The sequence below is a fragment of the endosymbiont 'TC1' of Trimyema compressum genome (genome assembly GCF_001584725.1).
Classification (GTDB): domain Bacteria; phylum Bacillota; class TC1; order TC1; family TC1; genus TC1.
In genome coordinates this window covers 1012784-1039121 of sequence record NZ_CP014606.1, presented here as the reverse complement: position 1 = coordinate 1039121, position 26338 = coordinate 1012784, and the positions used below count along the sequence as shown (strand labels likewise).

Genomic DNA, 26338 nt, shown 5'->3' with positions numbered 1-26338 from the left:
AAAAACTAGAAAAACAACTAAAATGAAGTAAAGAGCACATGAAATCACAATGCTTTTTAGTATCGAATAATTTTTGTTTTTGTATTCTCTAGTTTTAATATTGCTTACTGCAAAAGAATGTTTTTTGCAAGGCTTTGTCTCATTTTTTCGAATGCGCCACAAGTCTGCCCTAATTCTCCTTTATAGGAATGTTTAAATTGAAAATCCAATTGACCATTTTCAATTTTTTGAATAGCTTTTTTCAGCTTCTTAATAGGCTTATTTAAATGCCAATAATAGAAAGCTAGACCCATCAGAATAGCAGCTATGAATAAAGAAAAAAGAGTAGGTAGGGACTGGATGCTGTCAACTGCCAGTGGGGGGGGGTATGATGGATTGAAAAAGTTTGAGGGTTTCAAAGGAGCATAATATAAGTATAAAGGATAAGATAATTAATAATAAAGTGAAATTAACAAAGGATCTAATAATTGAATATTTTAGTATGATTTTATTGTTTATTTTTTCCATTTGTATCCCATTCCCCAAATAGTTTCAATATAGGTTTCTGTTGTTAAGACGGATAATTTTTTACGGATACGACGAATATGTTCGGCTATTACCCTACTGTCTCCTTCACTATCATAATTCCAGAGTTTATCATAAATATATTCTTTATCAAATATTTGTCCAATGTTCAGAGTTATTAGTTCAATAATTTCAAAATTCCTTTTTAGGAAAAAATATTTGTTGATTTTTATAATGAATGGTTCTATCTGTATAGTTAATTTTCAAATTATCTATGATTTTAATGGCTTGTGAATTTATTAATCTTTTTCTCTTCTTAGGTGAGCCATAACCCTAGCTTCTAATTCATGAATATTAAAAGGTTTAATAATATAGTCGTCACCACCTACTCTTAAACCATTAATTTTATCAGTATCTTCAATTTTAGCTGTTAAAAATAGAATAGGACAGGATACTAAATCTCTGATAACTTTACAGACTTCAATACCATTTTTTCCTGGCATAGCAATATCAAGTAATATAATATCTGGATTAGAGTTGATTTTAGCAATTCCTTCTTCACCATTTTTTGCTGTAATTACCTGGTAATTTTTCATTTCAAAATAATCTTTTAAAAGATTAAGAATATCTTTTTCATCATCAATAATCAATATTTTTTCCATAATTACCCTCATTAATTAATACTTTTCATTTTTCTATCTTAAGTGTATTTTAGCATATTAAATTAGTTTAAATAATCAGTTTTGTTAAAATAAATTTATATATTAACAAATAAGACGTATGTTTCATAGCTATAATTTAAGAAAGCAAAAGCGACTAAGAGTGTTATAGTATGCCATAATAGTATTAACAAAAATAGGAGAATAGGAGGTGCTTAAGATGAAAAAGTTTATTAATACTGCATTTGTATATGTTGTCTTAGGAATTATTGGTGGTGTATTTTTTAGAGAATTTACAAAATTCAATGATTTTCCTGGCTTTACATCACTGTCTTTTGTTCATTTGCATTTATTTACTCTTGGGATGATATTTTTTTAATTGTAGCTCTTTGCATTAAGCAGTTGGCAATTGGTAAAAGCAAACTATTAAGCTGGTTTTTTGGGCTTTGTAATGTGGGCTTAATAATTACAATTGGCATTTTTTTATGGAGAGGTATAGCAGAAGTCAAAGGTATTGTTTTCACTAGTGGCTTAGATGCAACTATTTCTGGCATTGCAGGTCTTGGCCACATTTTACTAGGCGTTGTAGGTATCATCTTATTTTTTCTGGCCTTAAAAAGGGCAATAAAAGGGGAGAACACTAAAAAGTAGAGCCGTAATATGTATTTAATCCACAAAAGAATTTCTCAACCTAACAATCGGCGATAAAGTTGTTGCAATAAGGGAGATAAATCGTAAGTGATTTTTTCAATTGTAGTACCCCTTAAAATTAATTGTTATAGAAAAAATAGGTTGGTTTAACCAGCCTATTTTTATACTATTCTTTTAATATTTTATTTAATTATTTTTGTTTCCAAATATTGATTTTATCTTCTATGTTTTTGGTAGGAATTAAGTCTATTTTATCTAAGAGAATTTCAGTTCTTCCATTACTAATAGTGTCTCTTCCTTTTGACAGCGCACTGAAATTTGAGTCTCTTAAGCTTTTTTTGACTGATTTAGCTCCTGAGTAGAGGTTAGCAGCATGACTTGAGATATTTTCATGAGTTTCATAAAACCAATCTGGTGTTTCTAAATAATCTATATCTTCTGCAATACTTTGAATGGTTGTAAGTACCTCATCTGCTTTGTCTGTCCAATTTGTTGAGTAATTAGTTGCAGAATTGAAATTGTCAATTGCCGCTACCATTTCATCAATAAGTCTATTCATTTCATTAGTATAGTCTAATTCTTGCTGTTTAGATAATTCAATATTATTTTCATAAGTTGCTTCTGCTTCATTTAATGGGATTTGGTTTATAATAGTGTCTGTAATAGCAGAAGTAGTAGATTGGGCCATAAAAAATAAAACAATTATTGAGATAATTAAAGCAATGGATGAAAAAATAGTGCCTAAAATACCAATAATACTTTGTTTTTTAACAATAGCTATAATACCGAAAATAAATCCAGGTAAAGCAAGTACTAGGCCAACACTAAAGCAAAATGATAAAACAACAGCAAAAAAACCTAAATATATACTAGCTATAGCAAGGCCATTAGGTTGTTTGTTTTTACTAGGAACTATTGTAACATTATTTTTTTATTGTTGGTCATTATGTATTCCCCTTTTTAATAAATGCTTATGTGATGATATTACCAGTTTACATTGTAGTTAGTCAAGTTGACTGCTTAGAAATCTTAATTTTAAGCTATTTCTGATTCATGATATACTATGTACAAAACTAATTAATATTAAGGAGTGATTTAATGGATACATCATTACTCTTAAGAAAAAATATGATAGTGAATCTCTAATTACAGAAAAAGAAATAGTAAAATTGCAAAGGCATTCAGAATTGTTAAACAGTTTAACAGATGTATTTATTGAGAAGCCAATGTTTGCTATTTGGAGGATTATTGCATTATCAGAAATACCTTTTTCAATAAAATTAGAATACACAAAAAGGGTTGTAGATTATATAGAGGAATTTTTAGGCACATCTAGTGGTTTTACTTTGACTGGTAAGGGAACAGACTTATTACCTTGCTATAATGTGGGATGTTAATAGAAGCTTTTTTAAAAATTGGACTATCTGAAAATAAGTATGTGAAAAATGGCGTAGAATGGATAAAAGAATATCAGGTTTTTAATAGGGAAAGCACATCAAGCTGGAAAGGAAAAGGTATTCAAAAGCATGGAGGATGTCTTAAAAAAACACCTTGTTTTATAGGAATCGTAAAAAGTCTTAAGGCTCTAGTCGCCCTATAATCATTTTTTTGAGGGGGTTGATTTTAAAGTTAATTCATTGATTAATGAAGGCTTGAATTATGTTTTGAAACATGAGCTTTTTAAAAGGTTATCATCGGATGAGCCTGTTAATAATCATATTTTAGATTTAGCTTTTCCTCAATCTTATCAACTGAATATTATTGAACTTCTTGAATTAGTTTTTAATACAGGGAATATTGAAAACGAAGCCTGTAAAAGTGGGATTAATTATATAATGAGTAAACAAAAGAAAAATGGTGTTTGGCGGATAAATTATGTTTATAGAGGTGAGGGTTATATTACTTTTGATAAACGGGGTAAGGATGGAGAATGGCTAACTTATATTTTAAATAAAATTATAAAATAAAAGGGATACAGTTGTATCCCTTTTTGTCTATCTATATCATAATAATAGTATAGTTATCGTTTTGCTTCTGAAAACATATATCGAGTAAATGGCTTTCGCATAGCTTTTTCAATTAAGAAAATAACAATTACTTGAATAGGTAACATAATTAATTCCTTAACAACACGCATTGGCATAATAGCCATAAAACCTTTGTCATACATTAAGAAAAGCCAATAAGAATTAAGTAAGCCTCCTATAAGAATTAAGACGATTAGACTGCTTAATATTAAACGGATTAATAATGCCTTAGTTTCAAAAATACCATCTTTCTTATAAAGGAATAAGCCATAAATTAAGCCCGTTAAAAAAGCGCTTAAAGTAAAGCCGATGAAGAAAGCCCCAGATGGAAATAAAAAAACACCTATTAAGTCAGCAATGCCTGCAATAATTGTACTCCACGCAGGACCTAATAGGATAGCTGAAAGAATAATTGGAATAAATGAAAACCCTATTCTTAAAAATGGGGTTTGGATAGATAAAAATCTAGTCATAATAATTACTAGAGCTAACAGTACCGCTGCGGTTATTAATTTTTTGACATTAGACATAAAAAACTCCTTTCTTTTCTACAACAAAGAAAAAAGAAAGGATAGACACATTCTTACTCTATGTTATAGCGGAATGCAAAAACAAACAAGCAAAACAAATGTTTTTTCCCTTACTAACAATTTCCCGTCTAGTAAGTCTTTACCGAATGTTTCCTACTCTATAATTTGTTACTTTAATTATTATATTTTTTTAAGGTCAATATGTCAATGATAAATCTTTAAATAATCTTGTGAAAAAATATTCATGTTAAAGTTAGGATAGGTGAATTAACCTTAATATAAGGTAAGTATATAATTAACTTGGGAAGTAGGAAATGGAGTAATATGATTTGAATAAACAAATCCAAAAAAAAGAGGACAAAAGAGAACAGATTCTAGAAGTTGCCTTGGAACTTTTTGTCAAGAAAGGTTATTATCAAACTAAAATTACAGATATAGCTTCAGAAATGGGAATGAGTGTAGGACTTTTATTTCATTACTTTAAATCTAAAGAGGTTCTTTATGAGACTATAATTGAAATTGGCTGTGAAGCCTTTGAAACAATATTTGCTTGGCAAGAAAATACCCCTCTCAAAAGTTTCAATGAAAATAGCTTATAAATTGTTATTAGCCCATAAGCAAAAGCATCTATCAGCTTCTATTTTTGTATTTATTGAACAAGGTAGGCGTCAAAAATTTGAATCTAAACTAGTCTCTCATTTATTTGAAAAGCACAATGTAATTAAATTAAGCCTTCCATATATTGAGAAAGGACAACAACAGGGTGAGATTAAAGAAGGCAATCCTTTGGCTTTGGCTATATTGTTTTGGAAAGCTTTACAAGGTATTGTTGTTGAATTAGTATTTTATCCTAAATCTTCTTGTCCAGAAAAAGAATGGATCCTTGATATTTTGAAGAATAATGAGTAATAAAAAAGAAAGTCTATTTCAGACTTTCTTTTTTATTGGACATTTTTACTAAGATGTTACAAGAGCACCAGCAAATGTAATTGCCCAATAAATTGTAAAAATCAATGCTATTACACTAAGTATTACACCTGCAATAGCCATACCACCTTGCTTTTTAGTTAAAGCTATTATTCCCAAAATTAGCCCTACTACAGCAAAAACAATTCCAAAAATACCAATGCAGAAGTTTAAAATAACAGCTATAATACCTAATACTAAACTGGCAATAGCCAATCCTTTACTTTGGTTTTCCATAAACTACACCTCCAATACAATTATTTAGCAAATTAATAAATTAATTCCACTTCAGATTATACCTTAAATAAGTAATCATCTCAAATACTTTTCTTATGTTTTATTGCCTTCTTGGAGAATGAACGGTATACTTATAACTATAAGTTAATTATTATTTTGAAGAAGGCTAAATTGTGGAAATTGTATGGGAAATAATTGCATTAATAGCAATTCTAGGAGGATTAGTAGCTATATTTCTAGCCAGTTCAAAAAGAAAGCGAGGCGCATCCTTTGAAAACTATGTAGTTCTGAATATTCTTGGTTTTGGATTATGTTTTGTAAGTTCTCTGATTTTAGCATTAACAAGAGTTATGGATACAATAGGGTTACCGAGTTGGATTCTTTATATTGTTGTAGCATTTTTCTTTATTTTTTTTAATTTGGAATATAAAGAAATGGATTGATATAAAAAGAAGCAAATAAATAGATTAGCAAAGGGAGATTAAGGATGGAAAATGGATTTTTGTTGGAAGGCATATTATTAATTGTAACATATGCACTGTGGATTGTTGCCGCAATTATATTAGTATTAGCATTAGTAAAAGGTAAAAAGGATATGCAAAAATATCATTTCTTTAATATTATTGGCTTATCTTTTCTTGGATTAGGTGGAGTAGTCTATTTAATAAGGGACTATTTAGTTTATAGCTCAATTAGCATAATCGGCCTTTTATTATTTATATTAAATCTTAATTTTAATTGGTTCTAATATTTTTAAATTCAAAAAACAGTAAATTTTTATTAGGGAGGATGATTCTAATGGATACACAAGTGGTTTTAGGAATAGGTTCCTTTTTAGCCTTTATTATGGCGGCTATATTAATTATATTAGCTTTGGTTAAAGGTAGAAAAAGCATGAGAACATATTATCGTTTGAGTATTGCAGGATTAACTACCTTGCTCATTGGTGAAATTTTACAAATTGTAAATGATTATGTTTTTCTAAGTGGGATGATTAGTATGTTTAATGTACTATTTTTAGTGCTTACAATTGTCTTGATGATAATCATTATTAATCGCTATAGGAAATTATAGTTTTTCAATTAAATTTCCATGACTTATGAATGTTATTAGATTAAAATATAATGATGCTAAAGCATATAACCGATCTTTTAAACCTAAGATTTATTATGAATTATGGTTTTTAAGACAGGGGGTTGAGGGAAACCTTAACGCCTTCCACATTTGAAAAGGTTTTGTGGATAAAATAATAAGGATTCTATGGCAATAGAAATTAGTATTATGAAAATTCCTCTTTTCAAAAGAGGAATTTTTTATTTAAAGTTAATATTTAGTGTTTTACTTAGTTATAAAAGACTAGGAAAAATAAATAAAATGGTGGTTATTGGAGGTCGAAATGTTGAAAAAATTATTAGGTATTGGAAGTGTTTTGTTTTTTGCACTTCTGCTAGTTGTAGGCTGTGGTGGACAAGAGACGAAAACAAAGGAAGATTTTACTATTAAATTAGCAACAACAAGTACCCAAGATTCTGGTTTGTTAGATGTGTTATTACCGGAATTTACAAAGGATACAGGTATTAAAGTAGATGTGTTAGCCCAAGGAACAGGACAAGCCCTTAAGACAGCCGAAAGTGGTGATGCTGATGCTTTATTGGTACATGCAAAAGCAAAAGAAGAAGAGTTTATTGCTGCTGGCTTTGGAACTAAAAGACAAGAGCTAATGTATAATGACTTTATTATTGTTGGACCTAAAGCGGGATCCATTAGGAATAAAGTTAACAGCAGGCACGGATGCTAAAAAAAGGCGTTCACAATGGTGGCAGCTGCTAAGACTGCTACTTTTGTTTCAAGAGGTGATGAATCTGGAACAGATGCAAAAGAAAAAGCATTTGGAAAGCAGCAGCTATTACACCTGAAGGCCCTTCTTGGTATGTTTCTGCTGGTAAAGGAATGGCTCCTGTTTTAGAAATGGCTTTTGAAATGCAAGCCTATACTCTAACAGATAGAGCAACATTCTTAGCTTTGAAAAATCAACTAGATTTAGAAATTGTAACTGAAAAAGATCCTACTTTATATAATCAGTATGCAATTGTAACTCTAAACTATGAAAAGCTAGTTACTTCTGAAGCTCAAAAAAATGCTGCAGAAGAATGGATTAACTGGATGTTCAGTGAAAAAGCTATTAATTTAATTAAAAAGTTTGGTGTTACTGAATATGGTCAACCATTGTTTATTCCAAATCCAATTAAATAATATTTATGTTAAAAACAGGCCCTGTAAAGGGCCTGTTTTTTGAATTCAGAATTAGAGTAATATTATTTTTACTACTGCAAAAGAATAGTCTGTCTTATTGATGTTTAGCAACATTTTTAAACCAGAGTTTCATAGTTAGAAACTGGAATTCAGGGAATCTATATTATGATGAGATTGAAAAGAATACCTGTTTATTGTATACTTGAGAAGGTTGAAACTGGTAACTAAAGTAAATTAAAGAGAGTAACCTCTATTTATGAAGGTAGATAGAGGTTTATTTTATGTAAAGGAGAAAAAATGAACAATATTATTTTTGAGAAGGCAACAGAGCAAGAACTGCTTGAAGTAGCCTCTTTATTTAATATTTTTTTAAGTGAATTGAGAGATATTACTGAGGACTCTTATTTTGATTTTACTGATTTGCCTATTGAGGATAGAGAACAAAGGTTAAGAATGAATATGGAAGAACATAGTGGTTGTGTTTATCTTGCAAAGGATGGAGAATATATTGTAGGCTTTTTATCTGGTGTTGTTATTGATTGCTTTTTAGCGGTGTCTTAAATTGAAAAAGTTGGTTATATTGAAGGCGCTTATGTAAATGAAAATTATAGAGGACAGGGATTAATGTCTCAAATGGAAGCTAAAATGATTGATTATTTTAGAGGTCTAGGGCTAGTATATTGCGAGCTTTGTATTATTTCAAAAAATCAAATGGCTAGAGATTGTTGGGAGCATTTAGGATACAAAACATTTAGAGAGCAAATGAGAAAAAGTATTCTAGAGAGATAAAAAAATAAGCACCTTCAATATATTAGGATTTAATATATTAAAGGTGCTTGGGAAAGATAGAGAGAAAAATTAATATCTCGGTTATTTCTAATTAATAATATCTTGGAGTATCCTTCAAGACACCTATATGATATCATATGGGGTCTATGAAGTCAAAAATACATATATTTTAAATGGTTGTAATTTACTTGTATTAATAAAATTCTATATAATATGAAAAAATGAAAGGAGGAATAGTATGGGCAGACAGAGAAAAACAAAATCATTACTTAGAAGAGTTAATAGAAAAGGACATCCCGTAAAAGATTTTTTTAGAAAGTATCTTTTTCTATTTGTAACTTTATTCTTCCTTTTAATTGTTTTCATTTCTGGTGCTATTCTGATAGCTTTAAATCCAGAAACTAAAAATATTGTTATTATTCCTACTATTCCAAATGAAGTTTTATCCTATAAGGATACAGTGACAGAGGCCATGATTATCCATGGCGTCCCTATTGAATATGAATCATGGATATTAGCCCAGATGCAACAAGAGTCTAAAGGTAAGGGTGATGATCCTATGCAATCTTCAGAAAATAAATATGGAAAAGTTGGGGCTATTCAAAATCCTGAAGAATCTATTATTTGGGGCATTGGTGTTTGGCGTGAGCATATGGCAATCATACAGGAATTAGATTTAAAGGAAACCCTGGAATTATTGCTTCAATCTTATAACTTTGGAAAAGGATATTTGCATTGGCTAAAGAAAATGGGCTACGAAGGATTTACACCTGAAAATGCCTTAGAGTATTCTCTTATTATGAGTGCTGGCCTTGATGAAAGTTTATATAGAGGAGTTAATGAAAACAAAGAAGCCCGATATGGTGACTATTTATATGTAGAACATGTAAAACGATTTTTAAATTAAGTAAAGAGGTAATTTCCCTATAGGATTTGCCTCTTTTTTATTGTCCTGAATTATTGATTTAATAAATTTGACATTAGTACTTGCTCTAATAGAACATAATTGATATAATGACAAAAAGATATGTCAGTCATAAAATGTTTTATTAAGAAAATGGAGGTGTATATAGATGAGTAATCACAATGAAAAAGGTATTTCTAAAGATGCCTATGGATGTATAAAAGGAGTTGACTATGAACCCTATATCCCTACTTCAGAGGTCATGCCTGAAATTACGGGTTATTCTATTATTCTTGGTATTATTTTAGCTTGTTTTTTTACTGCCGCAAATGTATATTTAGGCTTAAAAGTAGGGTTAACAATTACCGCAGGTATTCCTTCAGCTATTTTAGGTGTTGGAATATTTAAAGCTTTATTTAAAAGAAATAATCTTTTGGAAGCTAATATAACTGCTTCCATGGGAGCTGTAGGTGAGTCCGTAGCAGGAAGCTTGATTTTTACAGTGCCAGCTTTAATTATTTGGGGGATGTCCATTAATTTTTTTCAAGCAGTAGTATTGGTTATTTTAGGTGGATTTTTAGGTATATTTTTAGTAACACCTTTTAGAATGCTACTGGTTGTTGAAGAACATGGTAAGCTTTTTTATCCTGAGGGTATGGCAGCAGCAGAAGTATTAGTCCATAGCAGTGAAGGTGGCAGTGGTTTTAAAACTATATTAACAGGAATTGGTGTAGGCGCTGCTTATAAATGGTTGTCTGGTGGATTTGGTTTATGGAATGAATCAGCTTCTATTTATCTCAAGAGTTATCAAGGAACTAAATTTGGTTTTGAGACATTGGCTTCTTTATTAGGACTTGGCTTTATTGTTGGCACAAAGACTGCTTCTTTGTTGTTTGGAGGATCCTTAATTGCCTGGTTTACTTTAATTCCACTAATTAAATATATTGGAGCAGATGCAGTTACGGCCATAGAACCTGCCACTACATTAATTGGCAATATGACATCTGATGAGATTTGGCAACAGTATATTCGTTATATTGGAGCAGGTGGCGTAATTGCTGGTGGTTTAATTTCTCTTGTTACCTCTTTGCCGAGTATTTTTAAAAGCTTTAAGTCTGCAATTACGGGGCTGGAAAAAAAAACAGCTATAGGTGGTACTACATTACGTTCTGATATGGAAGTTCCTATGTTCTGGGTTTTAATAGTAGTCATTGCTGTTTTTCTAATGACTTGGTTGTTGCCAATTGTAGGAAGTAATATGGTGGGAGCTGCTTTGGCCATAGTCTTTAGCTTTTTCTTTGCTGTTGTTTCAGCTAGGATGGTAGGGATTATTGGGGTATCAAATAATCCTGTATCAGGTATGACTATTGCAAGCTTATTAATTGTTACTTCCGTATTTAGGGCCATGGGTATGGTTGGAAATGAAGGTATGGTAGCTTCATTAGTCATTGGAACTATTGTCTGTGTTGCTATATCTGTTGCAGGTGGAGCTACACAGAATTTAAAAACAACCTTTGTTATAGGTGGAACTTCTAGAAAAGTACAATATTCTATGATTATCGCACTGCTTTTTACAACTTTTGTAGCAGTTGGTATTATGATTATCCTTACCTCCACCTATCAAATTGGAAGTGCTAATTTACAAGCGCCTCAGGCTACATTAATTGCGCTATTAATACAGGGAATTATCAATGCCCAGTTGCCATGGTTATTTGTGTTAGTTGGCGTATTTATTGCAATTGCTTGCTGGTTCTTGCGTTTACCGGTATTATCAGTTTCATTAGGTATTTACTTAAATATTACATTAACTGCAACTATCTTTCTTGGTGGTGTTATTAGAGAACTTGTTGAAAGACGCTTCAAAAAAGATCAAAAGCTTAAAGATAAGAAGGTTGAAAAAGGGATTCTCCTCTCTTCTGGTTTAATTGCAGGGGATGCATTAATTGGTATAATTGTAGCTGTTTTTGCATTTATAGGCGTGAAAACAGATATTTTCAGTAATGTAATTACATCACCAGTAGCAAAAAGTATTGTTACTTTTATAATATTTATTTTATTGGCTATTTGGATGTATTTTGTAACTGTTAGGAAAACAAAAGAAGATAAGCAGATAAGCGAGGAAAAGTAATGAAATATAATCCTAAGCATAATTTTTTAAGCTATGTACCTGTGATTATTCATAAGGATTATCAGCTGGTTGAGGATCATATTATTCTCTATTTTCATTATAAACAGCCGATACAACGTTTTTTTACTTGGCTATTTAAAAAACCTACAACAACAGATATTACATTAGATGATAACAGTACTCGCGTTTGGCTATTAATTAATGGTAAGCGGTCAGTTTATGATATTGCTAAGATAATGGCTGAAGATTTAAGGGATAGTGAAGAGGTAGCTATTGCCAGATTAATTCCATTTATGAGACATATTTTAAAACAGAGATATATTAAATTAGATCATATTAAGGAAGAGAGGGATTGGGATGAATTTTGATCAATTGGAAAGTAAAGATGTTTTTCATTTTTTTGAAGCTATTAGCCAGATACCCCGTTGTTCAAAAAAAGAAGGCAATATCAGTAACTATCTTAAAGGGTTTGCTCAAGAAAGAGACCTTTGGGCAAAACAAGATGAAGCTAATAATATTATTATTAAGAAGCCTGGCACAGGCTCCTTAAAGGATGGGCCTATTGTTATTCTTCAAGGTCATATGGATATGGTTTGCGAAAAAAAAGCTGACAGCAAACATGATTTTAGTAAAGATCCAATAAAATGGGTAGTTAATGGTGATGATTTATATGCTGATGGAACAACTTTAGGTGCCGATGATGGTATTGGAGTAGCTTTCTGCTTAGCCTTACTGGATAGCCAAGATATTGAGCATCCACCATTAGAGGTTTTATTTACGACAGATGAGGAAACTGGAATGACAGGTGCTCATGCATTAGATGCCAGTGTACTTGAAGGTAAGATTTTCATGAATATTGATACGGAAGAGGAAGGGAAGTTTTATGCTTCCTGTGCAGGTGGTAATACAAATGCTATTACGATTCCTATAAAATTTAAAGAGACTCAAGGTCTTCTGTTAAGTGTCAGAATATTTGGCTTACTAGGTGGTCATTCAGGGTTGGAAATTGCTAAAGAAAGAGCCAATGCTAATAAACTAATGGGCAGATTTTTAAATAATATGAGTGTTGCGAATATTAAATTTTCTTTAGGTGGCATATTTGGAGGAGCAAAAAATAATGCCATACCTAGGGAGTGTAGAGCTACCGTATTAATTGAAGCATCCAGCCTGGAGAAAGTAAATTCAATTATTGCTACTTTAGAGGAAGAATTACAAGCAGAATATACTCCTCAGGATTCTAATATTAAAATTGTAATAGAGGATTCAACACAAGGTATATTTAAAGTAATGTCTGTAGAGGATAGTCTCAATGTTGCAACTGTTTTAACATTAATTCCCTATGGTCCTTTAAGCCGCAGTCAATATATTGAAGGATTGGTACAGACCTCTATGAATAACGGTATTGTGAAAACAACAGAAAACCATGTATTGTTAGAATCTGCCTTAAGAAGTTCTATTAAGAGTCAGGGGATGGATTTAGTTAATAGTTTAAGCTGTTTAGCTGAAGCGGTTGATGGAACTGCAGAAAATTATGGTTTCTACCCAGCTTGGGCTTATGAAGCTCATTCAAAAGTAAGAGATTTATGTACGAAGTGCTATAATGCTAGGTTTGATAACAAAGGTGAAGTTGTTGCGATACATGCTGGTCTTGAATGTGGTATTTTTAAAGAAAAGATGCCAGATATTGATGCTATAAGTTTTGGACCTACTATTATCGGAGCCCATACTGCAGAAGAACATCTATCAATTTCATCAACAGAAAGAGTATGGAAGTTTATTAAGGCAGTGCTTCAAGATATTAAAAGTATTTAATTAAGCTATATTAATTATACGGAGGTGGAAAATGAATAAGAAAGACGCGGACAAAATCAGAAAATATCGTTTGGGAAAAGGCTATTCAATTCGTGAATTAGCCGATGCAGTAGGAATTACTAGGCAAAATCTTTATATGATTGAAGGTGGAACTGCTAATCCTTCAATTAAAACTTGCAAGAGTATTGCTCATGTTCTTGGGCATTCTCTAGATGATCTTTTTGATAACTAGTTAGGCATTATCTAAAAAAACAGTTGGAATTTATAATTCCAACTGTTTTTTATTGACAAAATATAGTTATAAGATTATAATAATAATCAAACTTAATTAATAATTGTTAAGAATTGATTATTATTGTCACGTTTTGATTTTTTTATATTAAAAATTAAGAGAGGATTATGAAAAAAATGAGTAAAACATTACTAAAAGCTATAAAGCTATAAAATGTGGTTTGCTTCTTTTAATCATAGGAATACTTTTATTAACAGTATGTCAGCAAAAAGAAGAACCTTCAACTTTAAATATTTCTGCAGCAGCAAGTTTGCAGGATGTCTTAGAAGAATTGAAGACCATTTACATTCAGCGACATCCGTCAGTTGCTATTCAATATAATTTTGGTAGTGCTGGTTCATTGCAACAACAGATAGAACAAGGTGCTGCTGCAGATATTTTTATTTCAGCATCTCCTAAGCATATGGAAGCATTAATTTTTGAGGATTTAGTTTTAACAGATACAAAGGTAAATCTCTTAAAAAACAAAATAGTATTAATTGTGCCAAAGGATAATTCGATAATTAACAGTTTTGAAGACTTGGGTGATTCAAATGTTTCTAAGGTTGGAATTGGAGACCCTGGTAGTACACCGCTAGGTGTTTATGGTACAGAAATAATGAACTATTATGGTATTTTTGATGCTGTTCAGGAAAAATTAGTTTTTGCGAAGGATGTAAGAGAAGTTTTATCCTGGGTAGAAACCCAAAATGCAGATGCAGGCTTTGTTTTTGAGACGGATGCTAAAGTGGGCAAAAATGTTCAAATTGCTGCAATTGCTCCAGAAGAAAGCCATAAGCCAGTTGTTTATCCAGCAGCTATTCTGAAAAATAATGAAAATAAAGAAGGTGCGGAAGTTTTTTAGCATTCTTACAAACTAGTGAAGCAAAAGAAATATTTACCAAGTATGGTTTTAGTACTGTACAATAAATCAGATTGATTAATATTTTGGAGGTATATAATGAAAAATATGTTATTTAAAAAGAGTAGGAGTATTGTTATTGGGTTATTGCTTTTGTTTAGCAGTTGTTTTTTACTAGTCGCTTGCGGTAACAATGGCACTGACACAAGTAAAGAACCATCAAAAATTACAGTTTCTGCAGCAGCCAGTTTGAAAGATGTAATGGAGGAAATTAAAACAGATTACATTAGTAAAAAAAAGAATGTGGAAATTGAGTATAATTTTAGTAGTTCAGGTTCTTTGCAGCAGCAGATAGAACAGGGAGCTCCTGCTGATTTGTTTATGTCAGCAGCCCCTAAACAAATGAACGCTTTGGAAGAAAAGGATTTAATTGTTAAGGGTACCAGAATAGACTTACTAAAAAATAGGGTTGTACTGATTGTTCCTAGTGATAATAATCAGGTGGCTTCTTTTGAAGATTTAACAAAAGACAGTGTAACTAAAATAGGCATGGGAGATCCAGCCAGTGTTCCTGTAGGGGTTTATACTAAGGACGTTTTAAATTATTTTAAGCTTTTTGAAAAAATAGAAAGCAAGCTTGTTTATGGAAAAGATGTAAGAGAAGTCCTTTCATGGGTAGAGACTAAAAATGCTGAGGCAGGTGTTGTTTATGAAACAGATGCCAAAGTAGCTAGTGGTGTAAAAGTTGCAGCAACAGCACCAGAAGACAGTCATAAACCAGTTACTTATCCAGCAGCAGTTCTTAAAGATGCACAAAACCAACAAGGGGCAAAAGATTTTTTAAACTATCTAAAAGGAGATGAAGCTAAAGCTAAATTTGAAAAATTTGGTTTTACTAAGATTCAATAAGTGATATATTAATAATAGAGTAAGTCAAGATTTCTTGAAAAAGCAGAATCATTTTGGTGCTGCTTTTTCTTGATGAAATAAGGAAAGCAAATTGAGGTAAGTAAATATGGATTGGTCTCCATTAATTGTTTCTATAAAGACGGCCTGTCTTTCTATAATTGTAACATTTTTTTTAGGATTGCTAGCAGCTTGGTTTGTAGCCAGATCTAAGAGTAAATTTAAAGGTGTCATTGATAGTATTTTAATGTTACCATTAATATTACCACCAACAGTGATTGGGTTCTTTTTGCTAGTATTTTTTGGTAAAAATGGTCCTATAGGTTCATTTCTTTTTGAGTCATTAAATGTTTCAGTTATATTTACATGGACTGCCACTGTTATTGCTGCAACTGTAGTTTCTTTTCCATTAATGTATAAGACTGCTAGAGGGGCTTTTGAGCAAGTAGATGATAGTTTGATTTATAGTGCTAGAATTTTAGGGGCAAAAGAGTGGCGTGTTTTTTGGAAGGTAGTAGTACCGGTAGCTTGGCCAGGCATTTGTGCTGGAGCAGTTTTAGCTTTTGCCCGTGGCTTAGGAGAGTTTGGTGCAACTTTAATGATTGCAGGAAATATTGTAGGAAAAACCCAAACTATTCCCTTAGCTATTTATTTTGCAGTTGAAGCAGGGGATATGAATAAAGCTTATTTATGGGCGGGATTGATTTTCTCAATCTCTTTAATTGGCATGATTTTAATGAATTACTGGACCCAGAGACAGCAGAAAAATCAATATGGAAGGGGTCGTTAAAATGGCTTTAAAGGTTAAGCTGAAAAAGAAATTTAAAGAATTTACCCTAGATGTTGATTTTATTTGCAAAGAAAAGATTACAGGGATACTCGGGGCATCTGGTTCAGGTAAGACTATGACTTTAAAAGGTATTTCTGGAATTGAAAAGCTCGATGAGGGACAAGTTATTTTAAATGATATGGTTCTTTTTGATAGTGATAAAAAGATTAATAAATTAGTTAGAGAACGGAAAATTGGCTATTTATTTCAGGATTATGCACTTTTTCCCAATATGACTGTAGTGGAAAATATTGGCTTTGGCCTTCATAAGTTAGCAAAGGAAGAAAGAAATGAATCTGTGGCTAAAATGATTTACCGGCTGGCATTAAGCGGTTTAGAAAATCGTTTTCCAAGTCAGCTTTCTGGAGGTCAGAAGCAGCGAGTAGCTTTAGGGAGAGCATTGGTACTAAATCCTGAGTTGCTTCTACTAGATGAGCCTTTTTCAGCTTTGGATAGCTATTTGAGGCATCAGATGATTGAGCAATTGAGGGAAAATCTTAGCTGGTATCAAGGTTACGCTATATTTGTGACTCATAATATGCGGGAAGCTTATCGTTTATGTAATGATATTATTGTTGTAGATAAAGGAAAAGTTGAAGCTTTTGGAGACAAGAAGACTATTTTCAAAAAGCCCCCTACTTTAAAGACGGGACAATTAACAGGGTGTAAAAATTTTTCTCAATGTAGGAAAATTGGTGAATACGATATTTTTGCTATGGATTGGGGTATCAATTTAAAAACTGAGGATAGGGTTTCAGATAATGTTACACATGTAGGTATTCAGGATCAATATTTACGTTTTGCTAGGGAAAATGAAGTAGCTAATAGGGTAGTTCTTTATCCTGTAAATGTTGTTGAAAACCCTTTTGATATGAGTATTTATCTCAGTGTATCAGAAAAAACAGAGGAAAACTTATTACGTTGGGAAATGAGCCGAAATTTTTGGCAAACTATTGAAAATAAGGGAGGCCCTTGGACAATTTATTTTGATCCAAAGGCTTTAATATTGGTAGATAAATAAAGCAGTTATTAGGTATATGAAAAGAGACTATCTCTAAGTGGAAATAGTCTCTTTTTTTGATAAGGTAACTTACCCTTTTCTAAAATGTTCTTTTGTCATACCACAAATTGGACAGAACCAATCTTCAGTCAGGCAAAGACTCGAATGGTGTTCCTGGCCCAATACCTGCTTTTGGGTCAACAACTGCAGGGTCAATATGTATACCAACAAACATTACAGATGTAACTATCCATTTTAATTCCTCCTGATTGTACTTTTCCTTATTATAATACATTTATATCATTTTTGAAATGATTATAGATAAAAACCATTAAAAATATTAATAAAATTTTGCCTTGGAATTCAGTAAATGTAAAGCATAAGAATATTAAAAAAATTGTGATTATATATAATGACATTGAAAACCAGGTTGGGTATATTTTAATTAACGAAGGGTTCCAGTCCCCCTACTAAAAAACTAGATTTTTTTAGTAGGGGATTTTTATTGATAGAGAAAGGAGGAAATTTAAGGGTAAGCCAGATAAAAGCAGAAGGAAGGAGTCTTTAAAATGAAAGGAAAATCAGACATTGATGGAATGCTTCCCTTTGGGGAAATGAGTATGCTCAGAATTCAGCAAGTTTTGGCCTTTTATTCAGGTGGTGTTGCTATTCCTTTAATTGTAGGTGCAGGTCTTGGACTTTCGCATCAAGAAATTGGCATTTTAATTGCAGCAGATTTATTCACTTGCGGTATCGCCACAATTATTCAGTCTTTGGGAATGGGAAAACATATAGGTATTAGGTTACCAGTAATTCTAGGGTGTGCCTTTGCACCAATAGCTGTTATTATTTCTACAGGGAATAATTTTGGAATAACAACAGTCTATGGATCGATTATTGTTGCAGGTGTTTTTATTTTTCTAATTGCGCCTTTGTTTGGGAAGATTTTGAAGTTGTTCCCACCAGTAGTGACAGGTTCTGTAGTTTGTATCATTGGTTTATCTTTAATTCCCAATAGTATTACGGATATTGCAGGAGGGGCTCAAGTTGTAGGAACGGATTTATATGGTGCTCCTCAATTTTTATTGTTGACAGGTATTACGTTACTGCTTGTGGTCATAATCAATCGTTTCACAAAGGTTTTTATGAAGTCAATTTCAATTTTAATTGGCCTTATTGCTGGTACTATAATTGCAGCTTTTATGGGATTAGTTGATCCAACACCTCTTTTTGAAGCCAGCTGGTTCCAATTTGTTAGACCATTTCATTTTGGCTTGCCTACTTTCAATATCCAGGCAATTATTAGTATGTGTGTTGTGATGTTAATTGTAATGATTGAATCAACGGGCACATTTTTTGTCATTGGTAATTATGTTGGCAAAGAAATTGGAGAAAAGGAAGTGACAAAAGGGTTACGAGCTGAAGGAATTGCTACAGTCCTTGGAGGAATTTTTAATTCTTTCCCATATACAACCTATTCAGGTAATGCAGGTTTAGTTGGTTTAACTAGAGTTAATAGTAGATTTGTAGTTGTACTAGCAGGTGTTTTTCTCTTTATTTTAGGATTACTGCCTAAATTTGCTGCTTTAGCAACTATGATACCGAGACCTGTTTTAGGAGCCGTTATGTTGATTATGTTTTCTATGATTGTAACATCTGGTTTTAATAAAGTTGATGATATTGAAGACATTGAAGAAGATGCAGTTGTAACTGGAAGAACATTAACTGAATAAGCTAATGATAGAAAGGAAGAGGCATTATGGAAAAACACTCTTATATTAGACATAGGGTGAAGAGAATTGATGCTTTTAATAAAGTCACTGGACAGAGTAAATATGTTGGCGATCTTAAAATGGTTGGAATGCTTTATGGGAAAATTTTAAGGAGTCCAGTGGCTCATGGCATTGTTAAAAAAATAGATATTAGCAAAGCTCAGAGATTACCTGGTGTTGTTTCAATACTAACCTATGATGATGTACCTATGATTCCTTACACAACAACAGGTCACCCTTATCCTGAAGATACCCCTTTAGATACGTTGATTCTGACACAACATGTACGCTATATTGGGGATCCCATTGCAGCTGCAGCTGTTGCAGCTGAAACAATTAGAAATAGCTGAAGAGGCAATTAGCCTCATTACAATGGACATAGAGCCTCTTCCTATTTATGTTACTCCAGAAGAGGCATTAAAAGAAGGAGCAGTGGATATTCATCCCGGGTACAGGCAACATTACTGATAGTCATAGCTATGAAGAAGGAGATATTGAAAAAGGTTTTCAAGAGTCTGATTTGATTTTTGAAAATGAAATCAAGGTACCAATTGTACAACATGTTCCTATTGAACCAGCTGTTTCTTTGGCTTATTTAGAAAATGATGGAACTTTAGTTGTGCATAGTGCTAATCAAGGTCCTCATATTTTAAGAAAGACAATTTCAAAAGCCCTTGGCTTGAATCTTGACTCAGTCCGAGTCATTAAGACATTAGTTGGAAGAGGTGGCTTTGGTGTAAAGCAGGATGCAGTTCTGGAACCTTTAAATGGCGCCTTAGCTTTAGCAGAAAAAGGCCTGTTCTCTTAGAATTTACAAGAGAAGAGTCAATTGAAGCTACTCGCACAAGGCATAGTATGGTTTTTAAACTTAAAACAGGGGTACAAAAAGATGGAGAAATTATCGTCCGTTCTATGGAAGTAATCTCCAATACAGGAGCTTATAGTGCTCATGGTCACAGTGTTTGTGGTAATATAGGGGGTCAGTTTTCTGTATTATATCCAGCACCAAATCTAAGCTATAAAGCGACTACAGTCTATATAAATCTCTTAATAGCAAGTGCTATGAGAGGGTATGGTATTCCTCAGCTAACATTTGCAGTAGAATCTCATATGGATAATATTGCTCAAGAAATGAAGTGGGATCCTATTGAATTTAGAGAGAAAAACTTATGTAAAATAGGGGACTATAATTCTGTTAATGGCTTTGCTATTAGGAGTTGTGGTTTGCCAGAAATTATTGCCAAAGGCAAATCCATTATTAAATGGGACGAAAAGAGAGCTCTGGATAAATTAGTGAGTGGAAAATATTATGGTGTAGGCATGGCTCTTTTTAGCTATTTTCAATCTACTTTTCCTCATAATGTGGAATTAGCTGGAGCTAGAATAATGATGAATGAAAATGGATCAGCAACTCTTTTTATCGGTTGTGCAGAAATTGGTCAAGGCACGGATACAACAATGGCTCAGATTGCAGCTGAAGCTATTGGTATAAAAGCCGAACAGATTAAAGTGATTGGTTCTGATACAGCGCTATCTGTCCTTTTGATTCAGGCGCTTATGCATCAAGACGAACCTATGTAAGTGGAATGGCGATAAAAAAGCGGAAAAAAATGTAAGAAAGCTATTTTGAAAAAGCAGCTATTGTGCTGGCAGAAGATAGAAAAAATTTAGATTTAAGAGATGGAAATGTTATTAATAAGACTAGAAGGGAAATAGTATGTACAGTAGAAGATATCACAATGAAACTATTCTACGATTATAAGAATCCTCAGACATTAACTAAGGAAGCCTACTATTCTCCTACTACAAATGCTTTAACATTTGGGGCAGCGTTTACTGAGGTTACTATAGATGCTAGTACTGGTAAGGTTGAAATAGAAAAAATTACAGCCATAATTGATTGTGGTAAAGTGATTAATCCTGATTTAGCAGAAGGCCAGGTTGAAGGTGGAACAGCTATGTCTGTAGCCTATGGTCTTTATGAAGAAATTTTGATTGATGAAAAACAGGTAGAGTCAGAAATGGCAATCTTTTGGATTATAAAATTCCTACTATGATGGATATTCCTGATGTGGAAGTTCATTTTATTGAAACAGAAGAACCTAGCAGTGCTTATGGTAATAAGTCATTAGGAGAGCCACCTAATATTGCCCCTGCTGCTGCTATTAGAAATGCAATTTTAAATTGTACAGATATCCAGTTTAATCAATTGCCTTTAACTGCCGAGAGAATTAAAATGGCTCTTATTAGAAAAAAGAAAGTGAGGTATAGTTATGGAGAATAAGACGCTGATAAAAAATGCACAATGTATTGTTACATGTGACGATAAAGGTACTTTATTTAAAAATGGAGATATTTTAGTAGAAGGTCCTATTATTAAAAATGGGAACTAATATTGAAGATAATGAAGCAAGGGTTATTGATGGAAAAGGAAAATTTATTTATCCTGGCCTTGTTAACAGCCATCATCATCTTCTTCAGGCATTTACTAGAAATATTCCAGAAATACAGTCTCTTCAACTTTTCGATTGGCTTATGTATTTATATAATGTTTGGTTAAAAGTTACACCTGATTCTCTTTACTATAGCTCCATAGTTGCTATGTCAGAATTTATAAAATACGGTGGTACAACTTTATTTGATCAACATTTTGTTTTTCCAAGAGGTGCTGGCAAAGAAATGTTAGATAGACAATTTGAAGCTGCTAAGTCCTTAGGACTTCGTTTTCATGGTGGTAGAAGTTCCTTTAATAGAGGTAAAAAGATGGTGGTTTACCACCAGATGATTTAATAGAGACTTGTGAGGAGACCCTTAGTGATTGTCAAAGACTAATTGATAAATATCATGATGCCAGTCCTTTGTCTATGGCACAAGTTGTTGTGGCTCCTTGTTCACTTTTTTCAGTGAATACAGAAATCATGATTGAGGCTGCAAAATTGGCTAGAGCCAACAAGGTTCGTTTGCATACACATTTAGTGGAAACTATAGATGAAGAAAACTATTGTCTAGAATTTTATGGCAAAAGGCCATTAGCATGGGCAGAGGAATGTAACTGGGTAGGTTCAGATGTCTGGTATGCTCATGGTATTCACTTTTCAGATGAAGAGTTAAAAGTTTTAGAGAATACGGGGACTGGGGTAGCACACTGTCCTGTTTCTAATATGAAACTATCTTCAGGCATTGCAAAAATACCTCAAATGCTAGAGGCAGGTATCCCTGTTGGTCTAGCCATTGATGGCTGTGGTAGCAATGACGGTTCTAATTTAATGGCGGAAATCAGAAGTGCTTATTTACTTCATCGTTTAAACAACAGTGTAACAGCACCAATAGGATTGGATATTCTTAAACTAGCCACTATTGGCAGTGCAAAACTATTAGGTCGAGAAAAGGATATTGGATCTTTAGAGGTTGGTAAGGCTGCATATTTATTTATGATTGATGTAAGTTATTTAGAGCAGGTAGGTGCTCTATTGGATCCTGAATCATTTTTAGCAACTGTAGGTTATTCGAGACCAGTAGAGTTAACAATGATTAATGGAAGTATTGTTTATCAAGATGGTAAAATGTTAACAATTGATGAAGAAAAAATTAAATTAGAAGCTAAAAAACATCTAATCAAATGTATCAAAATTAGTAGATGTTTCAATAGGGAAAGCCTCCTTAAAATTAGGGGGCTTTCCCTATGTTTAAAGCTTTTTAAATTGATTAACATCCCCATATATGTTACGATAAAATAGTAGATAAATTAGAAAAGGAGTGGTGAGATGAAACAATTAAAAGACAATGTATATTATACAGGTGTTTTAGATGCTGAATTAGAGTATTTTGATGTAATATTTGAAACAGAAGCTGGTACATCCTATAATTCATATTTAGTGCGAGGGGAAAAAAATGCAGTTATAGATTCTGTAAAGGCTGGATTTAGTGAGGAGTTTCTAACAAAAATAGAAAATATTACACCTCTTGAGTCTATTGATTATATAGTTATGAATCACACTGAGCCTGATCACAGTGGATCATTAAAGGCGTTTTTAGAAAAAGCACCAAATGCAAAGGTTGTGACTTCTAGATTTGCAGCAAATTTATTAAAAGAAATCTTAAATGAAGATATTGAGTGTATGATTGTTGGAGATGGAGATGTGTTGGATTTAGGGGGTAAAACATTAAGTTTTGTCTCAGCTCCATTTTTACATTGGCCTGATACTCAATTTACTTATTTAAAAGAAGATAAAATATTATTTCCATGTGACCTCTTTGGTTGTCACTATGGTAATAAAGACTATTTAGACTTTAAATCAGGTAAAGATACTTTAAGGCATTTTCAGCAAGTCTATTTAGATGGTATTATGAATCCCTTTAAAAACTATGCAATTGATGGAATTGAAAAAATTAAAGATTTAGACATTGAAATGATTGCACCTTCCCATGGTCCGATTTTAACTGAAGATATTGATGATACTATTACTTGGTATAAGAAGTGGGCAGAACAAAGTTTGAAAAAAAATGAACCTAAAGTAGTTTATGTTCACTACGTTAGTTGCTATGGCTATACGGCAATGTTAGCAGAAAAAATTGGAGAAGGTATTGAAAGTACAGGTTTAAAAGCTAATGTTGTTGATATTGGTACTTTACCAATTGATCATGTAGTTAAGGCTGCTGAAAAAGCAGATGGTTTGGCTCTTGGATCACCAACAATTAATAGAGATGTTCTAGAACCGATTTGGGAAGTTACACTTGGTTTAAGTCCCTATACTTCACGAGGCAAAAATGCTGCAGTTTTCGGCTCCTTTGGCTGGAGTGGTGAGGCATGTAAGTATCTTGAAGAACGTCTCACTAATTTAGGCTTTCAAGTTGTTGGCAGTACAAAAACGAAAATGTTTCCAAATGAAGAGGCTCTGAGAGCAGCTTATGATTTAGGTGTTAATTTAGGCAATGCAGTGAAAGCATAATGTGTGTTAAAAAAGTAGGGAAAACCACTTTTTTATCTTTTTTGATATTGAAAGGATTGTGTTTTGGAAGAATTATATATATATATAAATCATTTTATTAATTTCTTATCTGTTGAAAAAGATTATTCTCAACATACAATAGAAGCTTACAATAAAGATTTAATACAATGGACGAATTGGCTTGAATCATTAGATAGAAGGATTAACTTAAGTGAAGTTGACCACAAAGCTATTCGAGTTTATATTAATTATTTAAATAAGCATAATTATAGCAAGAGAACGCTGGCTAGAAAGATTGCTACTTTAAAATCTTTTTTTAAATTTTTAAATAGAGAAGCTTTTATTGAGAATAATCCAATGGTCTATATTCAAAGCCCTAAGCTAGATAAGCGATTGCCAAATTTTATGTATGAATACCAGATTGAAAAACTTTTATCAATACCAGACAAGGAAACCCCAAGGGGTTTGAGGGACTACTGCCTTTTAGAGGTTCTTTATGGAACCGGTCTTCGAGTAAGTGAATTAGTTAATTTAACTAGGGGGGATCTTCATTTAAAGGAAGGCTATATTAGAGTAATTGGTAAGGGCAATAAGGAAAGAATTGTACCAATTGGTTCCTTTGCCATTAAAAGTATTAATGCTTATTTAGATAAAGGCAGACCTGAATTTTATAAAGAAGGTATTTCTTTTGAGTTTTTATTCATAGGTGTAAGAGGAAAAGTATTAAATGACCGGATGGTGCGGAAAATTATTGACGACTGTATTGAAACAACGGCTCAAAATATTGATGTATCTCCTCATATAATTCGCCATAGTTTTGCAACCCATCTTCTTGAAAGAGGTTCAGATATTAGGGTGGTTCAAAGCTTTTTAGGGCATGAAAGTTTATCGACAACGCAAGTATATACTCACATAACTAAAAATCAACTAAAAAAAGTATATGATAATGCTCATCCTAGAGCAAAAAGGGAGAATTCCTAGAAGCACTAGCTACAACACTTTTTACCAATATTTTTATTTATACAATGAATGTATTTTTTTAATATACAAGTATTGACAGAAGAGCATATGCTATTGTAATATTGAAACGATGTAAATCAAAAACAGATTGAATGAAAGAAGGGTGTTTATGAGAGTCAAAAGACTATCTATTTTTAGGATAGCGATGATTTTTTACTAGTAATATTTATTAGTGCTTTAAGTATAATGACAACGAGCTTTTTAAAGGCCGAAGAGACAGTAACTTTTGCACAGCAATTTCCTAATGTACATACAGCAGAGGTGATAGCAGGAGAATTTGGAAAAAATGTTAATGATGTGATGGATCAAAGTGTGTTAAGTTGTACAGAATTTGATTTAGAACAAAAAGGACTGGCTGACGTTACAGGTATAGATGTTTTTACTAATTTACAATATTTAAACTTGAGTTCTAACCAAATAACAAGTATACTAGAAAGCATTGGTAAATTATCTGATTTACAAATTTTAAATTTATTGGATAACCAGTTAACAAATGTGCCGGAAAGCATTGGTAATTTAACTGGGTTAATAGGTATAGATTTATCAAATAATCATCTGTCAGTTTTACCTTTATCATTAATTAAGCTACAGTCTATTAATGAGTATTTGAATTTATCTAATCAAACAATCAGTTTATTGCCTAAAGATTTCATAACACAATCATTTACATTAACATCATCGATTACTGCAATGGGAGAAGTCGTACCACACCTACTAGCGGAACAGGTGATTGTGTGATTACAGGAAATGATATTGCGTGGAAATCATTAACAAAAGATACTAGTTCAGTTAGTTTTGTGTTTAATAAAACAATAACAATAGGTAATGGGAATTCTGATTTTTCAGGAACTGTTATACAGCCTTTAAATTATGCAGAACCGTTTTATAGATTATCTTTTGATTTAAAGGTGGTAGCGGAATTGCTCCAGAGAATCAAATGATTAAAATAGGAGGTTTAGCAAATCCTGTAGATAATCCACTAAGAGAAGGGTATACATTTAGTGGCTGGAATACAGCATCAGATGGAAGTGGGTTAACATGGAATTTTGCAACAACTATCATGCTAGATAGCGACATTACAGTATATGCTCAATGGATTCAAAACAAAAGGTCAGAATTATTAGATTCTGAAAATAAATCCGATAACCAAGCTAATGAAATTGGTAAAATTTCTAGAAAATCATTGCCTAAAACAGGTGGTTATGAAGTGCTATCAGTTGGTTTTTAATTATTGGAAGTGGACTAATTGCCAGTTTAACAGTATTTAGG

At 32.4% G+C, this 26338-nt stretch carries 40 protein-coding genes, 4 pseudogenes and 2 riboswitches; of the genes and pseudogenes, 37 read left to right on the top strand and 7 right to left on the bottom strand.

Annotated elements, in window-relative coordinates; all coding sequences use genetic code 11:
• Positions 1-104 precede the first annotated feature (104 nt).
• The 3 genes and pseudogenes from AZF37_RS06525 to AZF37_RS13370 form a co-directional block, all read right to left on the bottom strand.
• Positions 105-293 (bottom strand): HAMP domain-containing protein, encoded by a 189-nt coding sequence (locus AZF37_RS06525; RefSeq protein WP_088370091.1) that lies wholly within the window; start codon positions 291-293, stop codon positions 105-107.
• A gap of 201 nt (positions 294-494) precedes the next feature.
• A complete protein-coding gene (locus tag AZF37_RS13375) occupies positions 495-662 on the bottom strand; it encodes a winged helix-turn-helix domain-containing protein (RefSeq protein WP_425425466.1) in 168 nt (55 codons plus the stop codon).
• A gap of 153 nt (positions 663-815) precedes the next feature.
• Positions 816-1166 (bottom strand): annotated as a pseudogene (locus tag AZF37_RS13370) (response regulator transcription factor); the annotation flags it as partial.
• Between the two features lie 217 nt (positions 1167-1383).
• Between AZF37_RS13370 and AZF37_RS13365 the strand changes: the two are divergent.
• Positions 1384-1814 (top strand): annotated as a pseudogene (locus tag AZF37_RS13365) (DUF2871 domain-containing protein).
• Between the two features lie 190 nt (positions 1815-2004).
• Here the strand turns inward: AZF37_RS13365 and AZF37_RS06510 are convergent.
• Positions 2005-2502 (bottom strand): hypothetical protein, encoded by a 498-nt coding sequence (locus tag AZF37_RS06510; protein ID WP_088370090.1) that lies wholly within the window; start codon positions 2500-2502, stop codon positions 2005-2007.
• 34 nt (positions 2503-2536) lie between these two features.
• Here AZF37_RS06510 and AZF37_RS06505 point away from each other — a divergent pair, with 34 nt between their 5' ends.
• The 4 genes from AZF37_RS06505 (at position 2537) to AZF37_RS06490 (ending at position 3781) form a co-directional block, all read left to right on the top strand.
• Positions 2537-2821: a hypothetical protein gene (locus tag AZF37_RS06505; protein WP_162473956.1), complete on the top strand. Its 285-nt coding sequence runs from the start codon at positions 2537-2539 to the stop codon at positions 2819-2821.
• 180 nt (positions 2822-3001) lie between these two features.
• Positions 3002-3211, top strand: a complete 210-nt coding sequence (locus tag AZF37_RS06500) for a hypothetical protein (protein WP_088370088.1) — start codon at positions 3002-3004, stop codon at positions 3209-3211.
• On the top strand, positions 3205-3414 hold the full coding sequence (locus AZF37_RS06495) for a hypothetical protein (protein WP_088370087.1): 210 nt from the start codon (positions 3205-3207) through the stop codon (positions 3412-3414). The genes AZF37_RS06500 and AZF37_RS06495 overlap by 7 nt, the downstream gene beginning before the upstream one ends.
• 37 nt (positions 3415-3451) lie before the next feature.
• The gene (locus tag AZF37_RS06490; RefSeq protein ID WP_088370086.1) at positions 3452-3781 is read left to right on the top strand and encodes a hypothetical protein; all 330 of its coding nucleotides are present in this window, start codon (positions 3452-3454) and stop codon (positions 3779-3781) included.
• Positions 3782-3834: 53 nt separating this feature from the next.
• Here AZF37_RS06490 and AZF37_RS06485 read toward each other — a convergent pair whose 3' ends face one another.
• Positions 3835-4371 (bottom strand): folate family ECF transporter S component, encoded by a 537-nt coding sequence (locus tag AZF37_RS06485; protein ID WP_088370085.1) that lies wholly within the window; start codon positions 4369-4371, stop codon positions 3835-3837.
• A gap of 64 nt (positions 4372-4435) precedes the next feature.
• Positions 4436-4534: riboswitch (THF riboswitch) on the bottom strand.
• A gap of 166 nt (positions 4535-4700) precedes the next feature.
• On the opposite strand from AZF37_RS06485, the gene AZF37_RS06480 reads away from it, so the two are divergent.
• Positions 4701-4970, top strand: a complete 270-nt coding sequence (locus AZF37_RS06480) for a TetR/AcrR family transcriptional regulator (RefSeq protein ID WP_088370084.1) — start codon at positions 4701-4703, stop codon at positions 4968-4970.
• Positions 4954-5280 (top strand): hypothetical protein, encoded by a 327-nt coding sequence (locus AZF37_RS06475; protein WP_088370083.1) that lies wholly within the window; start codon positions 4954-4956, stop codon positions 5278-5280. Before AZF37_RS06480 ends, AZF37_RS06475 begins: the two co-directional genes overlap by 17 nt.
• A 48-nt stretch (positions 5281-5328) precedes the next feature.
• On the opposite strand, the gene AZF37_RS06470 is transcribed toward AZF37_RS06475, so the two are convergent.
• Complete coding sequence (locus AZF37_RS06470) at positions 5329-5574, bottom strand: hypothetical protein (protein WP_088370082.1); 246 nt, start codon at positions 5572-5574, stop codon at positions 5329-5331.
• 173 nt (positions 5575-5747) lie between these two features.
• Here AZF37_RS06470 and AZF37_RS06465 point away from each other — a divergent pair, with 173 nt between their 5' ends.
• The 17 genes from AZF37_RS06465 (at position 5748) to AZF37_RS06395 (ending at position 17349) form a co-directional block, all read left to right on the top strand.
• Complete coding sequence (locus AZF37_RS06465; RefSeq protein WP_088370081.1) at positions 5748-6017, top strand: hypothetical protein; 270 nt, start codon at positions 5748-5750, stop codon at positions 6015-6017.
• A gap of 44 nt (positions 6018-6061) precedes the next feature.
• Positions 6062-6322 (top strand): hypothetical protein, encoded by a 261-nt coding sequence (locus AZF37_RS06460; RefSeq protein WP_088370080.1) that lies wholly within the window; start codon positions 6062-6064, stop codon positions 6320-6322.
• A 50-nt stretch (positions 6323-6372) separates the two neighbouring features.
• Positions 6373-6648 (top strand): hypothetical protein, encoded by a 276-nt coding sequence (locus tag AZF37_RS06455; RefSeq protein ID WP_088370079.1) that lies wholly within the window; start codon positions 6373-6375, stop codon positions 6646-6648.
• Between the two features lie 55 nt (positions 6649-6703).
• Positions 6704-6825: riboswitch (molybdenum cofactor riboswitch) on the top strand.
• A gap of 145 nt (positions 6826-6970) precedes the next feature.
• Positions 6971-7372: a substrate-binding domain-containing protein gene (locus tag AZF37_RS11765; protein WP_245611926.1), complete on the top strand. Its 402-nt coding sequence runs from the start codon at positions 6971-6973 to the stop codon at positions 7370-7372.
• A 15-nt stretch (positions 7373-7387) separates the two neighbouring features.
• On the top strand, positions 7388-7540 hold the full coding sequence (locus AZF37_RS11760) for a hypothetical protein (protein ID WP_245611925.1): 153 nt from the start codon (positions 7388-7390) through the stop codon (positions 7538-7540).
• A complete protein-coding gene (locus AZF37_RS11755) occupies positions 7480-7827 on the top strand; it encodes a substrate-binding domain-containing protein (protein WP_342668711.1) in 348 nt (115 codons plus the stop codon). The genes AZF37_RS11760 and AZF37_RS11755 overlap by 61 nt, the downstream gene beginning before the upstream one ends.
• Before the next feature lie 297 nt (positions 7828-8124).
• Entirely contained in the window at positions 8125-8388 is a 264-nt protein-coding gene (locus AZF37_RS06445) for a hypothetical protein (protein ID WP_088370078.1), read from the top strand.
• Positions 8389-8616 carry a GNAT family N-acetyltransferase gene (locus AZF37_RS06440; RefSeq protein WP_088370077.1) on the top strand — a complete coding sequence of 76 codons (228 nt, stop codon included), beginning with the start codon at positions 8389-8391 and terminating at the stop codon, positions 8614-8616.
• 238 nt (positions 8617-8854) lie between these two features.
• A complete protein-coding gene (locus AZF37_RS06435; protein ID WP_088370076.1) occupies positions 8855-9523 on the top strand; it encodes a lysozyme family protein in 669 nt (222 codons plus the stop codon).
• Positions 9524-9689: 166 nt separating this feature from the next.
• Complete coding sequence (locus tag AZF37_RS06430) at positions 9690-11648, top strand: OPT family oligopeptide transporter (RefSeq protein ID WP_088370075.1); 1959 nt, start codon at positions 9690-9692, stop codon at positions 11646-11648.
• Positions 11648-12016, top strand: a complete 369-nt coding sequence (locus AZF37_RS06425) for a PqqD family protein (RefSeq protein ID WP_088370074.1) — start codon at positions 11648-11650, stop codon at positions 12014-12016. Before AZF37_RS06430 ends, AZF37_RS06425 begins: the two co-directional genes overlap by 1 nt.
• The gene (locus AZF37_RS06420; protein ID WP_088370073.1) at positions 12006-13460 is read left to right on the top strand and encodes an aminoacyl-histidine dipeptidase; all 1455 of its coding nucleotides are present in this window, start codon (positions 12006-12008) and stop codon (positions 13458-13460) included. The genes AZF37_RS06425 and AZF37_RS06420 overlap by 11 nt, the downstream gene beginning before the upstream one ends.
• Before the next feature lie 31 nt (positions 13461-13491).
• Entirely contained in the window at positions 13492-13692 is a 201-nt protein-coding gene (locus AZF37_RS06415) for a helix-turn-helix transcriptional regulator (protein WP_088370072.1), read from the top strand.
• A gap of 220 nt (positions 13693-13912) precedes the next feature.
• On the top strand, positions 13913-14596 hold the full coding sequence (gene modA / locus AZF37_RS06410) for a molybdate ABC transporter substrate-binding protein (RefSeq protein WP_245611922.1): 684 nt from the start codon (positions 13913-13915) through the stop codon (positions 14594-14596).
• Between the two features lie 96 nt (positions 14597-14692).
• Positions 14693-15502 (top strand): molybdate ABC transporter substrate-binding protein, encoded by an 810-nt coding sequence (modA, locus tag AZF37_RS06405; RefSeq protein ID WP_245611921.1) that lies wholly within the window; start codon positions 14693-14695, stop codon positions 15500-15502.
• Positions 15503-15608: 106 nt separating this feature from the next.
• Positions 15609-16289: a molybdate ABC transporter permease subunit gene (gene modB, locus AZF37_RS06400; RefSeq protein WP_088370071.1), complete on the top strand. Its 681-nt coding sequence runs from the start codon at positions 15609-15611 to the stop codon at positions 16287-16289.
• A complete protein-coding gene (locus AZF37_RS06395) occupies positions 16273-17349 on the top strand; it encodes a sulfate/molybdate ABC transporter ATP-binding protein (protein WP_245611920.1) in 1077 nt (358 codons plus the stop codon). The genes modB and AZF37_RS06395 overlap by 17 nt, the downstream gene beginning before the upstream one ends.
• A gap of 124 nt (positions 17350-17473) precedes the next feature.
• On the opposite strand, the gene AZF37_RS12785 is transcribed toward AZF37_RS06395, so the two are convergent.
• The gene (locus AZF37_RS12785) at positions 17474-17623 is read right to left on the bottom strand and encodes a hypothetical protein (RefSeq protein WP_425425422.1); all 150 of its coding nucleotides are present in this window, start codon (positions 17621-17623) and stop codon (positions 17474-17476) included.
• Positions 17624-17897: 274 nt separating this feature from the next.
• Between AZF37_RS12785 and AZF37_RS06390 the strand changes: the two genes are divergently transcribed.
• The 13 genes and pseudogenes from AZF37_RS06390 to AZF37_RS06335 all read left to right on the top strand — a co-directional run bounded on the left by AZF37_RS06390 (position 17898) and on the right by AZF37_RS06335 (position 26297).
• A complete protein-coding gene (locus AZF37_RS06390) occupies positions 17898-19061 on the top strand; it encodes a nucleobase:cation symporter-2 family protein (RefSeq protein ID WP_088370069.1) in 1164 nt (387 codons plus the stop codon).
• A gap of 26 nt (positions 19062-19087) precedes the next feature.
• A complete protein-coding gene (locus tag AZF37_RS06385; RefSeq protein ID WP_088370068.1) occupies positions 19088-19450 on the top strand; it encodes a hypothetical protein in 363 nt (120 codons plus the stop codon).
• Positions 19422-19568, top strand: a complete 147-nt coding sequence (locus AZF37_RS10560) for a hypothetical protein (protein ID WP_162473955.1) — start codon at positions 19422-19424, stop codon at positions 19566-19568. The genes AZF37_RS06385 and AZF37_RS10560 overlap by 29 nt, the downstream gene beginning before the upstream one ends.
• A 52-nt stretch (positions 19569-19620) precedes the next feature.
• A pseudogene (locus AZF37_RS13595) lies at positions 19621-20210 on the top strand (molybdopterin cofactor-binding domain-containing protein); the annotation flags it as partial.
• Complete coding sequence (locus tag AZF37_RS13590) at positions 20211-20681, top strand: molybdopterin cofactor-binding domain-containing protein (protein WP_342668710.1); 471 nt, start codon at positions 20211-20213, stop codon at positions 20679-20681.
• A gap of 59 nt (positions 20682-20740) precedes the next feature.
• Entirely contained in the window at positions 20741-21157 is a 417-nt protein-coding gene (locus AZF37_RS12360) for a molybdopterin cofactor-binding domain-containing protein (RefSeq protein WP_088370065.1), read from the top strand.
• Positions 21133-21384: a hypothetical protein gene (locus AZF37_RS06365; RefSeq protein ID WP_088370064.1), complete on the top strand. Its 252-nt coding sequence runs from the start codon at positions 21133-21135 to the stop codon at positions 21382-21384. Before AZF37_RS12360 ends, AZF37_RS06365 begins: the two co-directional genes overlap by 25 nt.
• A pseudogene (locus AZF37_RS06360) lies at positions 21374-22690 on the top strand (amidohydrolase family protein); the annotation flags it as partial. The gene AZF37_RS06365 and the pseudogene AZF37_RS06360, both read left to right, overlap by 11 nt.
• Before the next feature lie 174 nt (positions 22691-22864).
• Positions 22865-24049: an FprA family A-type flavoprotein gene (locus AZF37_RS06355; RefSeq protein WP_088370063.1), complete on the top strand. Its 1185-nt coding sequence runs from the start codon at positions 22865-22867 to the stop codon at positions 24047-24049.
• 63 nt (positions 24050-24112) lie between these two features.
• On the top strand, positions 24113-25030 hold the full coding sequence (gene xerC / locus AZF37_RS06350; RefSeq protein ID WP_088370062.1) for a tyrosine recombinase XerC: 918 nt from the start codon (positions 24113-24115) through the stop codon (positions 25028-25030).
• 225 nt (positions 25031-25255) lie between these two features.
• Positions 25256-25807, top strand: coding sequence for a leucine-rich repeat domain-containing protein (locus AZF37_RS06345; protein ID WP_088370061.1), 552 nt, complete (start codon positions 25256-25258; stop codon positions 25805-25807).
• Entirely contained in the window at positions 25804-26010 is a 207-nt protein-coding gene (locus AZF37_RS06340) for an Ig-like domain-containing protein (RefSeq protein ID WP_162473953.1), read from the top strand. Before AZF37_RS06345 ends, AZF37_RS06340 begins: the two co-directional genes overlap by 4 nt.
• Positions 26007-26297 carry an InlB B-repeat-containing protein gene (locus AZF37_RS06335; RefSeq protein WP_088370059.1) on the top strand — a complete coding sequence of 97 codons (291 nt, stop codon included), beginning with the start codon at positions 26007-26009 and terminating at the stop codon, positions 26295-26297. Before AZF37_RS06340 ends, AZF37_RS06335 begins: the two co-directional genes overlap by 4 nt.
• The last annotated feature ends 41 nt before the right edge of the window (positions 26298-26338 follow it).